General features: G+C 52.8%; 15 protein-coding genes. 4 read left to right on the top strand and 11 right to left on the bottom strand.

The window, feature by feature from the left end; genetic code table 11:
• Positions 1-57 precede the first annotated feature (57 nt).
• Positions 58-873: a helix-turn-helix transcriptional regulator gene (locus tag Q3Y66_RS01280; RefSeq protein WP_008957097.1), complete on the top strand. Its 816-nt coding sequence runs from the start codon at positions 58-60 to the stop codon at positions 871-873.
• Between the two features lie 77 nt (positions 874-950).
• Here the strand turns inward: Q3Y66_RS01280 and Q3Y66_RS01275 are convergent, their stop codons facing one another.
• The 3 genes from Q3Y66_RS01275 to Q3Y66_RS01265 form a co-directional block, all read right to left on the bottom strand.
• Positions 951-1,349: a lysozyme inhibitor LprI family protein gene (locus Q3Y66_RS01275; protein WP_008957096.1), complete on the bottom strand. Its 399-nt coding sequence runs from the start codon at positions 1,347-1,349 to the stop codon at positions 951-953.
• A 153-nt stretch (positions 1,350-1,502) separates the two neighbouring features.
• Entirely contained in the window at positions 1,503-2,180 is a 678-nt protein-coding gene (locus Q3Y66_RS01270; protein WP_008957094.1) for a metal-binding protein ZinT, read from the bottom strand.
• A gap of 283 nt (positions 2,181-2,463) precedes the next feature.
• Positions 2,464-2,670 carry a cold-shock protein gene (locus tag Q3Y66_RS01265; RefSeq protein WP_007111857.1) on the bottom strand — a complete coding sequence of 69 codons (207 nt, stop codon included), beginning with the start codon at positions 2,668-2,670 and terminating at the stop codon, positions 2,464-2,466.
• Positions 2,671-3,038: 368 nt separating this feature from the next.
• Between Q3Y66_RS01265 and Q3Y66_RS01260 the strand changes: the two genes are divergently transcribed.
• Positions 3,039-3,995 (top strand): calcium/sodium antiporter, encoded by a 957-nt coding sequence (locus Q3Y66_RS01260; RefSeq protein WP_008957093.1) that lies wholly within the window; start codon positions 3,039-3,041, stop codon positions 3,993-3,995.
• 86 nt (positions 3,996-4,081) lie between these two features.
• Entirely contained in the window at positions 4,082-4,651 is a 570-nt protein-coding gene (locus Q3Y66_RS01255) for a hypothetical protein (RefSeq protein ID WP_008957092.1), read from the top strand.
• Positions 4,652-4,654: 3 nt separating this feature from the next.
• On the opposite strand, the gene Q3Y66_RS01250 is transcribed toward Q3Y66_RS01255, so the two are convergent.
• A complete protein-coding gene (locus tag Q3Y66_RS01250; RefSeq protein ID WP_008957091.1) occupies positions 4,655-6,454 on the bottom strand; it encodes a TRAP transporter fused permease subunit in 1,800 nt (599 codons plus the stop codon).
• Positions 6,455-6,572: 118 nt separating this feature from the next.
• Entirely contained in the window at positions 6,573-7,550 is a 978-nt protein-coding gene (locus tag Q3Y66_RS01245; RefSeq protein WP_008957090.1) for a TAXI family TRAP transporter solute-binding subunit, read from the bottom strand.
• Between the two features lie 421 nt (positions 7,551-7,971).
• On the opposite strand from Q3Y66_RS01245, the gene nhaD reads away from it, so the two are divergent.
• Positions 7,972-9,450 (top strand): sodium:proton antiporter NhaD, encoded by a 1,479-nt coding sequence (gene nhaD / locus Q3Y66_RS01240; RefSeq protein ID WP_008957089.1) that lies wholly within the window; start codon positions 7,972-7,974, stop codon positions 9,448-9,450.
• Between the two features lie 70 nt (positions 9,451-9,520).
• On the opposite strand, the gene Q3Y66_RS01235 is transcribed toward nhaD, so the two are convergent.
• The 6 genes from Q3Y66_RS01235 to Q3Y66_RS01210 form a co-directional block, all read right to left on the bottom strand.
• The gene (locus Q3Y66_RS01235) at positions 9,521-11,356 is read right to left on the bottom strand and encodes a bifunctional diguanylate cyclase/phosphodiesterase (protein ID WP_008957088.1); all 1,836 of its coding nucleotides are present in this window, start codon (positions 11,354-11,356) and stop codon (positions 9,521-9,523) included.
• An 8-nt stretch (positions 11,357-11,364) separates the two neighbouring features.
• Complete coding sequence (locus Q3Y66_RS01230; RefSeq protein WP_008957087.1) at positions 11,365-12,036, bottom strand: glutathione S-transferase; 672 nt, start codon at positions 12,034-12,036, stop codon at positions 11,365-11,367.
• Positions 12,037-12,214: 178 nt separating this feature from the next.
• Positions 12,215-12,790 (bottom strand): antibiotic biosynthesis monooxygenase, encoded by a 576-nt coding sequence (locus tag Q3Y66_RS01225; RefSeq protein ID WP_008957086.1) that lies wholly within the window; start codon positions 12,788-12,790, stop codon positions 12,215-12,217.
• Positions 12,791-12,962: 172 nt separating this feature from the next.
• Complete coding sequence (locus Q3Y66_RS01220) at positions 12,963-13,346, bottom strand: hypothetical protein (protein WP_008957085.1); 384 nt, start codon at positions 13,344-13,346, stop codon at positions 12,963-12,965.
• Positions 13,347-13,354: 8 nt separating this feature from the next.
• The gene (locus Q3Y66_RS01215) at positions 13,355-13,447 is read right to left on the bottom strand and encodes a hypothetical protein (protein WP_274377705.1); all 93 of its coding nucleotides are present in this window, start codon (positions 13,445-13,447) and stop codon (positions 13,355-13,357) included.
• A gap of 322 nt (positions 13,448-13,769) precedes the next feature.
• A complete protein-coding gene (locus Q3Y66_RS01210) occupies positions 13,770-14,399 on the bottom strand; it encodes a histidine phosphatase family protein (RefSeq protein WP_008957084.1) in 630 nt (209 codons plus the stop codon).
• Between the last annotated feature and the right edge of the window lie 21 nt (positions 14,400-14,420).

Genomic DNA, 14,420 nt, shown 5'->3' with positions numbered 1-14,420 from the left:
CGGTATTGGCAGCTCATCGGATCGTATATAACCCTAGCGTGGTATGGACTTGCGGATGTGGAAGCAGTGACTCAAAGCGAAAATGACGAGGTTCTGGCCGATACTATCATGGCCATGGGAACGCCTGCGTTACCTCAACACTTCTCTAGATTGGTGAAACGACTCGCAGCCTTCGATAATCTAATAATCATCGCTTATCACGGCGAAAACCGGCCAGCGGTGCTCTATCGGGAATACACCGATCCTGTCGTCTACTTACCGATGGATAGCCAATATCTAGGGGGAGATTACCTGCTGGATCCGTTTTACCACGAGCACCTCAGGGGCGAGGTGCAGGGTATACGTCGATTGAAGGACGTCGCACCCGACCACTTTCGACACACGCATTATTATAAGAATTACTACCAGCAGACTACATTACTAGACGAGGTAGCGATTTTTGCCAACGTCACCGAGAGTGACACCATAACCGCCTGTTTTGGTAGGGATCGCTCAAGTGGCAAGCCTTTCAATAAACGTGAACTTAAGAATCTGCATCAGTGCGAAACCACCCTCAGCTCGCTTCTGAAAAAGCACTGGCAAGATTACCGTTTTGAAGGTGTGATTAAAGCGGCGCCAGCGCCTCTAGAGGAACGCCTTAGAGAAGCATTGAATCAGCAACACAGCATTCGCCTAAGCCCACGCCAAGCGGAAGTAGCCCTGTTTATTCTAAGGGGTCACTCCTCCCTATCCATCAGCCTCCACCTGAACGTGAGCCTCCAGACGGTTAAGGTCTTCCGTCGCCAGCTCTATGCCAAGTGCTGCATTTCGTCTCAGGCGGAACTCTTCGCGCTACTGATGCCGCTGTTTGCTCGGCTGGCCGAGCACAGATGACGCATCGTCTTATCAGGCTTTTAAGAGCTAACAATTAATAATTTAGAGCCGCTCATCGCCGAGGCAAAGAACAGCTTTCAACGCGAGCAGCTTAGATCACCCTCTTCACAGTGAGCATGCTCACGCAGCCTTTTCGTGCGGGCCACTGTAAGCGTTTCAAGGCATCCGTTACGTACCATAGGCTGGGCGCTACCACCCTCAACGGCGCTACTTTCGAATGCACATTCAGCATCGCGAAAACCTATCCACGCCCGCTGAGCGGCTCTAAGTTTTTCTAACGAGGCGGCGTTGTTGCTTAGTTGTCCTACAAGCACCTGATAAGCATCATTTAGCTCTTTATCGGCCGCTTGATACGCCTGCGCTGTGCATTCGTTGAGCTCAATCTGAGTAGTAGCGCTATCACAGGCATCGCCCGCATAGACAACACTGCTGGCGACTAAAAACCAGATCCCTAGGAAAAGTGACCCTAAACGCATAATGAGTGGCCCTATGTTGTTGTCGTTTGATCAAGCGATATGGAAGAAACGCGGTAACTCTACTCTGAATCCTAACTTAACAGTGCCAATAAAACCAAAGCGCTGGCATGAGAGCCAGCGCTTTTTAGATCAGTTAAAAGTGGCTATTATCGTTTAGTGGGCAAGCATCTCATCGACAACTTCTTCACCACTTAGCTCTGAAGGATAATAGGTCGGCCAATTAGCCACTTCATCCAGCAGCGCTTCACGATCATTCCCCCAGTAAAGGTGGTAATGGTCTGCGTCAGTTGGGTAAATACTGTGATCGCTGAACTGAATATACTGGGGGAGATCGTCAGCCCCCTCGCCTTCAAGCTCGAAAATAAAGCGCACACCTCGGTTGCCGGCCTCGTAATTTAAAATCTCGTAGCCATCGTACTGATAGTCACCCGACATCTCCTCGCCGTTCGCAAAGAAAGTGACGTTGCTGCCGTCGATAACGATACGCTCTACATCGGTTTGATAACCCGTATCGTAATACGCTTTGTACTCTTCAGCGGTTTTATCGCCATGCTCTGCCTTGTCCTTGAACACTTCATCTAGCGTGCCATCTTGTAGGTACGGATAGACGGATTGCCAATCACCTTCCCAGTCAGCAAGCGGGCGATCCTTAATCTGATCGTCCTCAAAGTAGCCTGCATAAATATCGCTATTGTGGTCATGGTTATTATGAGCATGACTGTGGTCGTGGTCATCAGCGCTGGCATAGTGAGCGCCTGCCAGTAGCAAAGCACTGAATGCGAACACACTGACATTTTTGAACGGCAATACCTTCATTTTATGCTCTACCATGCTTCGGTCTCCCCTATTCCTTTCTCTACTGTTGAAATAACAGCATCACTAAAAGATACAATATAACATAACATTAAAGCAAGGCGATCTTATATAGCAGAAAATAGGAAGTAATGGGAGGAACAACGATCAGTTCAAATAATATGAAGGCCCATCGCTAACAGCAGGAAGATCAATGACCACAGGGACAGTTTTTTTCAAAGACACAAACGCATCGGGCCCCGCCTAAGCGGGGCCCGATCATCGAATCTAAACGATTCGAGAACTTAAATAATCGCTAGGATTAAGAAAGCAGCTTGATGTTTGAAGCTTGAAGGCCTTTCTGACCTTGGGTAACGTCAAAAGAGACGTTAGCGCCTTCAGGCAGAGTTTTGAAGCCATCAGACTGAATTTCAGAAAAATGAGCAAAAACGTCGTCGCTGCCGTCAGACGGTGCGATGAAGCCAAAACCTTTAGAATCGTTGAACCACTTAACTGTGCCAGTTGCCATGATATAAATCCTTTTCGCTAATCGCGAATTGTAAAATTCCTGGTATTACCCAGATAAATAGTGAGTAGAACAAGGAATACAATTACAGACTACCGAAAGAATTCGAATGTTTCTGGAACCATGCTTGCTTGCTAACTTACTAACTGCGCACATCCTGCCATGTAGTCAGCAGTAGGTCAAAGCCTTTATGCGTTTTTAATTTTTACTCTACCGCTTATAACCACTGGAATACCGCGCAAATTACAAAAATTAGCAGTAATCTTGCCAATGAGCTGGGCACTACTAATCCGACCGCCTAGCGCGCTCTATTGGCCAGGCAAACCCTGCATTAATCGCAGCCTGACCAGTACTATGGAAGAGGTTTTAACATGCTATATGGACTTAGTTTGTTGGCGGGTATTGCGCTGCTCACCCTGGGCGGTGAGTCACTGATCCGGGGGGCTGTTGCTGGCGCAAGAAGGGTCGGCGTTTCGCCCCTACTGACCGGGCTGGTAGTTGTCGGTTTCGGCACATCGGCACCCGAGCTGGTTGTTTCTATTGATGCCGCTATAAACCAACAGCCTGACATTGCTATTGGCAACATCGTGGGTAGCAATATCGGTAATATCCTATTGATTTTGGGCATGTGTGCCGTGATTTGCCCTATGGTGGTCCATCCCCAAGCGCTGCGCCGAGATGGCTTGGTGGTGATACTGGCGAGCCTGCTATTTATTGGACTCTCCTTTGGCGGGGCATTAGGGCGCGTTGATGCGGCAATCTTTATAGCCTGTCTTGTGGGCTACCTTGTGTGGGCTTACTTAAGTGAAAGTCGGCATCATATTCCTGCGGCAGATATGCATGCCTCAGAAGCCGAAGAGATGACCAAACTCCCCACCACGGGCTGGATGATCACCTTAGCGCTGGTGATTGGTTTAGGCATGCTAATAGGAGGGTCGCAGCTACTACTCTTTGGCGCCATTGGGTTAGCCCAGGCGTTGGGTATTTCCGAAGCCGTCATCGGCCTCACCATCGTTGCAGTGGGCACCTCACTACCTGAAATGGCCGTGTCAGTGATTGCGGCGCTGCGCCGTCATGCTGATGTCGCGGTGGGGAATATTCTGGGCAGTAACATATTTAACCTGCTGGGCATCCTCGGTATCTCAGCATTTTTACAACCACTGCCCCTTGCACCACGCGTGGCCCTGTTCGACCAGTGGGTGATGCTCGGTGCCGCTGCCCTATTGGTGCTATTTTTGTACACCGGTATGCGTCTATCGCGCTGGGAAGGGGCCGCATTACTCACCGGTTATGCGGCTTATATAGCGTTAAGCTTTACGATTTTTTGAGATGGCCTAATCGTTGATTGCGCTGAGCCAAAAACCCACCGTTTTTGGCTCAATGACTTGATTGTTTATCGTGGAGAAACGTAACCGTGCACATTGCTACCCTGGGTCCTAGCGGCAATAACCACGAATTGATTGCCATGCGTTATTTAAAACAACGCTGTTCAGGCGAAGGCAGCGTGACTCTCTTCAACCACTTTGAAGATGCCTTTCAGGCGCTTATTGCTGGGCAGGTTAGCCACGTGTTGCAGTGCACCGCCCACGCCACCCATAGCGACTGTGTCGGCCGCTATATGCATCGAGCCTACCCGGTCGACACCTTTATTGCGGGTAGCAAGCCGCTGGCGCTGATCGCACAACGTACCATTGCGCAGCCCACCCAGGTGGCATTGCAGCCAGCCACCCGCTATTACACTGATTTAACGGCCTATACAGAGCTCATTGATGCCCCCACCACGGTGGCAGTAGCAGAGGGCCTGCTCGCCGGGCGTTTTGAGGCAGGCATTTGTGCTGAAGAGGTGCTCGCCCAGGCACCCGAGCAACTGCGGTTGGTGCAGTCACTGGGGCCTGCGCTGGATATCTGGGTGATGTTTGCCACTACCCCGCTGCCAGCCTCTTCGCCGCTACGGCTGGATGCTGACGGTTCGTCCCAGGGCTAAAGGCTAAACCACGAAGATCAGGATAGCCCCCGCCGCGACTAGCGCCGCACGCTGCCACCATGCTTTGCGCGCGATCACTCCGTAAGAGATCGCCCCCAGCCCCAGCGCCACTTTCAGGGCATTCAGCAGGGCGCCTGACGGATTAAAGACTAGTTGGATTATTTCCGGGTTGGCCACCATGGCCAAGGGAATGATATACAGCCCAATCCCCAGCGCCATGGCCTTGAACGCCACCTTTAGCCAATTCTCCCCCACCATGCCAGCAGCGATAAACACACCGCCACACACCGGCGGCGTGATAGTCGAGAGCAGCGCGTACCAGAAAACGAACAGATGCGCTAGAAGCGGCTCCAGACCCAGCGATGTCAACGCCGGCCCGGCGACAGAGACACAGATCACGTAGGCGGCGGTGGTTGGCACCTCCATGCCTAAAATCAAACAGGCGAGCGCCGTTAGCAGCAGTGCTGGCCATAGCATGTCGTTGGAGAGCGACAGGATACCTGAGGTAATCTTGACGCCCAGCCCCGTTAGCGACAGCACGCCGACCACCAGCGAGGCGCACAGGATAATCGCGCCGATCACGGCAATCTGGCGCCCGGCAGTGACCACAGCGGCGGCTAACCGACGGCTAAAGCCAGGAAGCGAGAAGCGCAGCGTCACATCAAAGAACAGCAGCGCGATGCCCGCGAAAATCGCAATGCTGGCAGCGTACTGTGGGGTATAACCACCGTTGAAAATACGCTCGAGCAGCAACACGAACGGGATCGCGAAAAATAGTGAGGTAATGGCGACCTCTTTCGCGTGGGGGCGTTCGCTTTCCGCCACGGGCTGCAAGTCATGCCTAGTCGCGTAGGCATTGATGCCCACCCAGACGGTCAAGAAATAGAGGACTGCCGGTAACATTGCCGCGCCCATAATTTGTGTATAGGGAGTCCCCGTCAGCTCCACCATGACAAACGCGCCCGCCCCCATCAGCGGCGGCATGATTTGCCCGCCAGAGGAGGCAACCGCTTCCACCGCACCGGCGAGCGAGCGCGGGTAGCGCAGGCGCACCATGGAGGGAATGGTGATTGCCCCGGTGGAGGCCACGTTAGCTGACGCCGAACCGGAGATAGAGCCCATCAGTGCCGAGGAAATCACCGCCACTTTGGCCGCGCCCCCGGTCAGCCGCCCGGCCACCGCGCCAGCGAGATTCATGAAGCCCTGCCCCGCTTCGCCGGCATTGAGTACCGCACCGAAAATCACAAAAATTGCCACCACACTGACACTCACGCCGGTCAGCGATCCCCACAGCCCGCCTTCGGCAATGGTCAATGTGCCCACCATGCTAGGCAGCGGGAGCCCAGGGTGGCCAAAAGCACCAGGGATGTGTTGGCCGAAAGCGCCATACATCAAGGCCAACAACGCGACCAGCGGCAGCGGCCAGCCAATCGCCCGGCGGGCGGCCTCAAGCGCAAGCGCAATTAAAAATAGCCCGATACCCATCTGCAGGTGGGTATCAATAAAGCCATACTGGTTGGCTAGTGCAGCCTCATTGAGGGCGATATAGCCGCATGCGGCCACGCCCAGCAGCGTTAGCACCCAGCCGCTGATTCGCTGCGTCGGTGTGTTGGCCATGTAGACCAGCACCCAAGGCAACAGCAGCGCCATGTGTAGCGGCCGACTGACGAGCGCAGGCGTTAAGCCATAAAAAATCAATCCCAGATGAAACACCACACTGACCGCCCCCAGCGCCATCCAGCCTGGGGCTATGGCGTCATCATCTGCAGGGGTCGCCGCTGGCGAAGAAGTAATAACACGCATGCCAAGTTGCCTATTATCAATACTGCATCAATACCGCATCAACTCTGCATCAACTCTGCATCAATACAGAACTGCCACAGCGCGATCGCCGTGGCAGTAGGAAGAAGGGGGATAGTGACTAACGTAGAGAGTCAGGCACCTCGAAGCCCGCTTCTTCGTAATAGCGCAGTGCCCCTGGGTGTAGCGAGCCGGTCATGTTTTCCAGCATTTCAGGGGTAATACTGCCCCACCAGGCGGCCTCTTCGGCCATGGCATCACGACGCTCCCAAAATGTTTTGGTCAGCGTGTAGGCGGTATCGTCATCCATATAGGTGGTGGTGTAGGCAATCACCGGTAGCGATGTGGTTTCGACATCTTTATCAACGCCGGGGTAGGTACTGCCGGGGATCGTTTGGCGCGCCGCGCCGGTTTGTTCGATTTGCTCATCGGTCAGACTAACCAACGATATAGGCATGCTGGCGGCGGTCTCTATCACATTGGGCGACGGGAAAGAGCTGGCCGTTACAAAGCCATCAATCTGACCGTTTTTAAGTGCATCGGGGCCGCTGCCAATCGCCGCATCGGCGATTTGGACATTCTCTTCCAGACCAAACAACTCCAGGTAACGAGCCGCTTCCCGGGCGCCAAACGTACCCCGACCAATTAATAAGTGCTTGCCTTCCAGGGCAGACACATCAGTCACCCCTTCGTCACCCGCCAGTACAAAATGCATGGTGATAGAGGGGATGGGGAACAGGCCACGAATTTCTTGAAAGCGAGGGTTCTGACGCTCGGCAAAGGCGCCCTCTCCTGCCATGGCCTGCTCCACTAATGCAGGCGGCGTGGTAAACACGTAGTTACCCTGGCGCGCCATGACCTCCATGACGTTCTGAACCGAGCCCTGGCTCTCTTCAAGGGTCAGAATAATCGCGTCATCCGTCCCCTGGCGGATTGCTTCTGAGAGTTCTACGCCCATCTGATAGTAGGCGGTACCGGCAGAAGCCGATTTATAGGTCACCCGCGTTTCAGCGTGGACGGAGAAAGCGGTACTTACCAGCGCTAGCGTAGCAGCCGTCACGCCAAGCGTGCGGCGAAGGGAGCGAAATGAGTTGCGCATCTTAATCTTCCTTAGCGTATCCAGCGGCCGTTTTCTAACAGGCCTCGTTTTTATGTTACCCAGCAATGGGCCTAGGGGGCGTCAACATACCATGACTATGCCTAAACGGGCAGCCTCGCCTGGGGGTCGACGGCGATAATGAAAGCGTGCATTAGTGAAAAGAGGTATAAAGAAATGGATATTATTTAATAATACTATTCGGCAATAGTATAACCACCACCTTTAAACCAGCACTTAGCCAAAACTAATGTTGATAAAGTTACCATTACCTAAAAGATTAATTTCCTAAAAAAAGATGCTATTCCCTTAAGAAGAACTACTTTCGTTCGTTTTTATAAAGTGTTGCGGCGCAATATAGGCTGGTAAACTAGTGACGCTTTTACACCACTCCTGACAACTTAACCATGAGGAAAAACGTCACATGCCTACGTTGTGCCAACCCTCTTGCCAGCCACGATTATATCGTCGCTGGCTTTTTTTGTTAGCGGCCTTACTATTAGGCGTAAGTCCCAATGCGTTTGCCGTTACTGGTGAACTAAATTTAACCACCTCGGCTGTCGGCTTTTTTGCGGTGGCTATTTTCGTCCTGGCGTATGCCCTCGTCATGGCGGAAGAAAAGATTCATATGCGCAAGTCGAAGCCGGTGTTGGTGGCAGCCGGTATCATCTGGAGCCTCATCGGCTGGGTGTATGTCCAAAACGGTATGTCTGACGCGTCCGAGTACGCGTTTCGCGTGACGCTTTTGGAGTTCACCGAGCTGATGCTGTTCTTGCTGGTGGCCATGACGTATATCAACGCGATGGAAGAGCGCCGGGTGTTTGATGCTTTGCGCTCCTGGATGTTACGCAAAGGCTTCAACTACCGGACACTGTTTTGGTTGACCGGCGGTCTCGCCTTTGTGCTTTCACCCATTGCCGACAACCTCACCACCGCACTATTGATGTGTGCCGTGGTAACTAAAGTGGCAGAGGGCGACCAGCGGTTTATTAACGTCGCTTGTATCAATATTGTGGTGGCCGCCAATGCGGGGGGTGCATTTAGCCCCTTCGGCGACATTACCACTCTCATGGTGTGGCAAGCTGGCATGGTTGAGTTCCAGGAGTTCTTCATCCTGTTCTTCCCTGCCCTGGTCAATTTCCTAATACCTGCCTCCATCATGAGTCTGTTCATTAAGGACGAGAAACCCGCTAGCGTTTATGAAGATGTGTGGATGAAGCGGGGTGCCCGGCGCATTGTAGGGCTGTTTTTATTGACCATTATTACTGCCGTGCTGTGCCACGTAGTACTCCACCTACCGCCGGTGCTGGGTATGATGACCGGCCTGGGCTACTTGCAGTTCTTCGGCTACTACCTACGCCGCAGCCTACCCCGCTCGTTGGAGCGTAAACGCGAACGCTATAGCCGCCGCGGTGACAACAAGAAGCTTGAGCAGTTGGGCAGCGTGGTACCGTTTGATGTCTTCAACCGTGTGGCACGTGCCGAGTGGGATACATTGCTGTTCTTCTACGGGGTAGTGATGTGCGTTGGCGGGCTGGGCTTTATGGGCTATCTCGGCCTGCTTTCAGAGGCGCTCTACACTGGTTGGAACGCGACGGCAGCCAACATTACGCTGGGTGTTGTATCAGCGGTCATCGACAACATTCCCGTGATGTTTGCGGTGCTCACGATGGAGCCCGATATGTCCCACGGTCAATGGCTGCTAATTACCTTAACCGCAGGCGTCGGGGGCAGCTTGCTGTCGATCGGTTCAGCGGCAGGGGTAGCGGTAATGGGCCAGGCAAGAGGTTCCTATACGTTTATGGGCCACTTGCGTTGGTCGCCGGTCATTTTGCTCGGCTATATCGCCAGCATTTTGGTTCACATGTTGCTTAACGCTGAGAGCTTTGCGCTGTTTAGCTAAAGCAGGCATGTATCATTAAGAATGTTTAACCCCTTTTCAGCGTGCTGGAAAGGGGTTTTTATATAGCCGCCTAATAGCTTTCAAAAAGATACTCAATCGGTGTCGGGCGACCAAACAGGTAGCCTTGATAGCGGTAACAGCCATGGCCTCTTAGCCAGTCAAGCTGCTCTTTTTTCTCTACCCCTTCTGCGACCACGGTTAAGCCTAAACTCACGGCAAGCAGTATCGTCGTATCCACGATCGCTGCATCTGTCTTGTCAGTGAGCAGTTCGCGAATAAACGATTGATCAATCTTTAGCTCATCTAGCGGTAAGCGCTTTAAGTAGCTCAGCGATGAGTAACCAGTGCCAAAGTCATCCAGTGCAAAGCGAATCCCTCTAGCGCGGAGTTTCAACATCGTATTGCGCACCCGAACTGGCTCGCACATCAGCAGGCTTTCCGTTACTTCCAGCACCAACCGGCTTGGCGGTGCCAGCGTCTCTGCTAATAACGCCTCTACGTCATGCACGAAGTCGGGTTGCTGAAACTGAACAGAGCTCACATTAACGGAAATACTTAAGGGGGCGTAGGTCGCTTGATGCGACCACTTCGCCAATTGCTCGCAGGCCGACCTAAGCACCCAATAGCCGATGGGCACAATCAGCCTATTCTCCTCAGCCAGGGGAATAAACGTCGCGGGGGAAACCCAGCCACGCTGGGGGTGATACCAGCGTAATAACGCTTCGACCCCCGTGGTCACGCCCTGATGGTCGACCTGCACCTGATAGTGCAGAGCCAACTCATTGCGCTCAAGGGCCTTATGCAGGTCAGCTTCCAGGCTGGCCCTTTCCAGTACGCTGGTCTGCATATCGGCGTTAAAAAAGCACAGCGTGTTGCCGCCAGCTCTCTTCGCCTGCTGCAAGGCCATATCCGCCTGTTGCAGCACACTATCCATGCTGTGTTCGCGCCCGGCAAACAGTGCAATGCCAATACTGGCGCTAATAGGTAACGAATGACCGCTTCTCACTTGAGCGATGGTTTCCAATAGCTGGCGGGACACACGTTCAGCTTTTCGGACGGCCTCGGTCTGCGGCTCGCCCAGGTTATTCAGCAGTACCACAAATTCATCACTACTAAAGCGTGCCAGCGTGGCCTCTGGCTCTAGCCGCTGTCGTAGCTGTTCAGCAACGTTAATCAACAGTTGATCACCACTCTCATGACCCTGGATGTCGTTCACTAAGCGAAAGTTATCCAGATCGATCACCAACACAGCGCTATAAGACGCTGACCACTCATCATGATCGATCGCGGACGTTAACGAGTCCATCAGCATCCGACGGTTGGGCAGACCTGTCAGTGAGTCATAGAAGGCCAGATAGTAGGTGCGCGACTGCATTTCGAGGTAGTCAGTGAGTTCCGTCGAAATACCGCATAGAGAAGGGGGAGCACCGGGGGACATCGACAGCGGCATTTTGATCGATAAGAACGTTCTTACCTGGCTTTCACCTTGTAAGACGTTACTCTCCTCGACCGTTACTTTCTTGCCCGATGCCAATACGCTGCGATCAACCTGCTCCATTTCAGCAGCGCTGCCGGCATCAAAAAACTCAGCGTCGCACTTACCAATAACTTTGTCGGCTGGCAGACCAAATAAATCGCTGATACGGCGATTCACGTATTGATACTCTAAGGTCGGTGACTTGATATAAATAAAGGCATCGACACTATCCAAAATAGTCGCCAGCATCTCTTTATTGGTTTGCAGCAACGCCCTGTTATGCTGCATGCGGCGCTTGAGTAACAGATTGCCCAGCAGTGCTAAAAGCAGAAAAACGAGCAGCAAGGCGATTCCCCAGCGCCCCAAATAAGTGTCAATGCTGCGCAGCAGCTCTGCTGGCAGAGCTGCTGAAGTGGCGAAATGGTACATGGTAGTTATTACTGGCCAGGCATGGTTAACGGGCCAGCTCGCTCTACCACTCGCTGCCACGCGGAGTCTTGTTCGATACGCGATACAAAAGCGGCAATGGCAGAATACTGCTCTAACGACTGGACGGCCGCCACAGCCTGTAGCGGAAAGCTCATTTGAATATCCGCGCCACTAGGCCAGGGGCCGGCAAAATTACCGTTGGCTGATAAGTGCTGGTTTATAAAAGTGAGGTGCTGTTTCATCTGCGGTGCTAAAAAACGCTTACTCACCGTATCGCTAATGCCTTTCGCCAGCGGTTTAATCAGCCAGGGCGACTGCTTGGGAACTTGGCTAAACACAAGCTGCATCACCAGCAGTGGCATCAGTGAGCCTTCGGCATAATGTAGCCAGTAGCGGTAATCTACCCAAGCCCGCAAGTCATCGGGAGAAGGCTGACACCGCCCTTGCCCATAGCGCTGTAACAGGTAGTCAATGATCGCGCCTGACTCAGCCACGGTGAGATCACCATCGGTAATGACCGGGGATTTACCAAGCGGGTGGATTTTTTTTAGCGAGTCGGGCGCTTGCTGTGTTTTGTCATCGCGTTGGTAAATTACCAGCTCATAGTCCAGTTCTAAGGCTTCTAATAGCCACAAAATCCGATGAGAACGAGACTTTTCCAAATGGTGAACGTGAATCATAAACACTCCATGGGGCTGGGTTATACACCAGCATTGCACTGGCGACAGTTATCCATTACTGCAAGCACCTTCAGCTTAGTAGCATAAAGATCATCTTAATAGGATCAATATACTAAAGTTAGCACCATTACAGCGTTGAACCCCATGAAAGCATTAAACTAGTAAAAATTAATGAAAATTAACGATGTGCATGACGCCAGCGCGCCAGTAAATCCAGCGGTGACCACTTTCCTTGCAGCCAAGGTGCTAATAAGCGCGTCGAGAGCGGAATAAACACAAACACCATCACTGGCGTCAACATCAAGGTACTCACCATCACCCGCGGCACCAGCGCCCAATCGGCCAATACGCCGCCAAATACCCATTGGAAAAGCAACGAGATGGGGAAGAAAGCCAACCAAACAGCCACGGCTTGCTTCCAACGCGGCGGAGCGCTGTTTCCGTTGTTTTGAAACCACGTGTCCAGCCCAGTGGCACGGTGCTCTTGAGGCGCTTCATACAGCCCTTTTCCGCGCGCCAACCACGCATGGCGTGAGGCGGAGTGTTCCCAGGCGGCTAAGGTTTCGCTGCTGCTAAAGCGAAATATGATCTGATATTCATCGTCATCAGCGGGGGGTGCTAGTACGCCAGAGCCGAGGTAGCCAGCAAAATCAGCCGCCAGCTCGCGCCCTTCGTTTAGCCAACGATTAAAGTCGAAGTAGCGGCCGTGCTCAACGCGACGAGCCACCATCAATGTGACCGGTGAGGCAGACATGGTATATCTCCTAATATGTGGACAGCCAGCGCCGGGTAGGCAGGCTGCTTGCTTTCAGGCGGGTAAGCCTGAAAGTCCAATGCCACATTGTACAAGCAATGTTGATGCCATGCTGTGAATGTTACGTACTGGCAGTTAGTGCTAGGCGCTAGAACAAGGTGCACCGGGTGATTTACCGCCCAGGAATCGGGTGGGGGCGTTCTCCTCGCTGGAAAGCACATACATGCTGGTAGATCTCTTTAGCACTGCGTATCGCATCCGCCTCTTGAGGATCAGGCTCTACGACCGGCCCTTGATACTCGCCTTCAGAGCGAAGAATGGCATCGACCTCAGTCCGGTAGCGATTCAGCAAGTGTTCTAAATTGATTCTTATGCGGTGGGTCTCCAGCCCAAACGCTTGGCGCTGATCCGTGCGTTTAAGTATGTCCAGAGGATTGGTAGCCGCTTCACTTAAGCTTTCTAGCGTAGAGAGCACTAACTTTTCAGCACTGTTTAAATTGGGAATGACGTAATAAATGAGGTCATTCAGGATGATCGATGTTTCATCGCGGTGCATAGGCAAGCTCAACGTCCGGTTAAAGGATCAATACTAATAAATCGGCCCTGTTCAGAAAAACTTAATCGATAAATACCGCGCACACCATCGCGGCTAACCACACGGGGAGTTGCAGGTATGGGCTGGGTGGGCTGTTGAGATTAAGACTGTTCCTTTAGCAGATTCAAGGATTGATACATAAGCCTCTGCTCTCTTCGCCCATCATTTGTTATAGGTAGTGTTGCGACAGGAAAACTTAAACATACTTCGCTGCATCTCCTTCGAATAAGTATCGATACTAACGCATATGAACAACGTATTACTGCCCAAGCTCGTTGAACTGCACAATACATTATCGATAGCAGGCGCAATAACTTAAGGAGTACGGGAGTGACGGGCGGCGCCCAAAAAGCATGCCTAGCCGCCCATGGTTAACGGTAATGATTAACGACCAATCCACTCAATAAAGGTCGTCTCACCAAGCAAGTGGCGCTCATGGCGCGCACGGCTTAGCGCCGCGTAGGGCAAATCCATCGCCAGCACCCGCGAAAGCGGCTGCTCAATAACTTGGCGCAGTAGTCCATTGCAGACAAATAGATGCGCCACGACCAGCACATGCTTACCGGGCGGACTGATTAACAGCTGCTGCCATACCTCAGCGAGGCGCGCATCAAAGGCCTGTATCGTTTCGCCGTCTGGCGGTGACACCGTTGTTGGGTCATACCAAAACGCACTCATTCTTTCGGTGCCCTCTTCCGCAAACACCTGGGCGTGGGTTTTACCCTCCCACTGCCCCAAATGCAGCTCGGCTAGGTCATCCTCTACCTGAACGGGTAGATCAAACTCTTCGCCCAGCCACAGCGCAAACTCACGACAGCGTGTTAATGGCGAGGTGACAATCGCATCATAAGGCAGATGGCCTTCGACCGTATGGCGCATAACGGCATCGGTCACCTGCTGCCAACCCGTCTCACTCAGTGGGTGATCGGTGGAGCCGCGTAGCATACGTCCTCCCACCGGTTCACCGTGGCGCAATAAATCAATGGTGGTGATCTCCGCATCGGGAAAACGCATACTCAGCCCTCGTTTATTGAT

The organism is Halomonas sp. HAL1 (assembly GCF_030544485.1).
Lineage (GTDB): Bacteria > Pseudomonadota > Gammaproteobacteria > Pseudomonadales > Halomonadaceae > Vreelandella > Vreelandella arctica.
This window is presented reverse-complemented; position numbering and strand designations above follow the sequence as displayed.

What these genes read in the sequence shown, in the direction of transcription:
- Q3Y66_RS01275 (WP_008957096.1), bottom strand. Translation starts at nt 1,349, where the DNA reads ATGCGTTTAGGGTCACTTTTCCTAGGGATCTGGTTTTTAGTCGCCAGC.
- Q3Y66_RS01270 (WP_008957094.1), bottom strand. Translation starts at nt 2,180, where the DNA reads ATGGTAGAGCATAAAATGAAGGTATTGCCGTTCAAAAATGTCAGTGTG.
- Q3Y66_RS01265 (WP_007111857.1), bottom strand. Translation starts at nt 2,670, where the DNA reads ATGGCAACTGGCACAGTTAAGTGGTTCAACGATTCTAAAGGTTTTGGC.
- Q3Y66_RS01260 (WP_008957093.1), top strand. Translation starts at nt 3,039, where the DNA reads ATGCTATATGGACTTAGTTTGTTGGCGGGTATTGCGCTGCTCACCCTG.
- Q3Y66_RS01250 (WP_008957091.1), bottom strand. Translation starts at nt 6,454, where the DNA reads ATGCGTGTTATTACTTCTTCGCCAGCGGCGACCCCTGCAGATGATGAC.
- Q3Y66_RS01245 (WP_008957090.1), bottom strand. Translation starts at nt 7,550, where the DNA reads ATGCGCAACTCATTTCGCTCCCTTCGCCGCACGCTTGGCGTGACGGCT.
- nhaD (WP_008957089.1), top strand. Translation starts at nt 7,972, where the DNA reads ATGCCTACGTTGTGCCAACCCTCTTGCCAGCCACGATTATATCGTCGC.
- Q3Y66_RS01235 (WP_008957088.1), bottom strand. Translation starts at nt 11,356, where the DNA reads ATGTACCATTTCGCCACTTCAGCAGCTCTGCCAGCAGAGCTGCTGCGC.
- Q3Y66_RS01230 (WP_008957087.1), bottom strand. Translation starts at nt 12,036, where the DNA reads ATGATTCACGTTCACCATTTGGAAAAGTCTCGTTCTCATCGGATTTTG.
- Q3Y66_RS01225 (WP_008957086.1), bottom strand. Translation starts at nt 12,790, where the DNA reads ATGTCTGCCTCACCGGTCACATTGATGGTGGCTCGTCGCGTTGAGCAC.
- Q3Y66_RS01220 (WP_008957085.1), bottom strand. Translation starts at nt 13,346, where the DNA reads ATGCACCGCGATGAAACATCGATCATCCTGAATGACCTCATTTATTAC.
- Q3Y66_RS01210 (WP_008957084.1), bottom strand. Translation starts at nt 14,399, where the DNA reads ATGCGTTTTCCCGATGCGGAGATCACCACCATTGATTTATTGCGCCAC.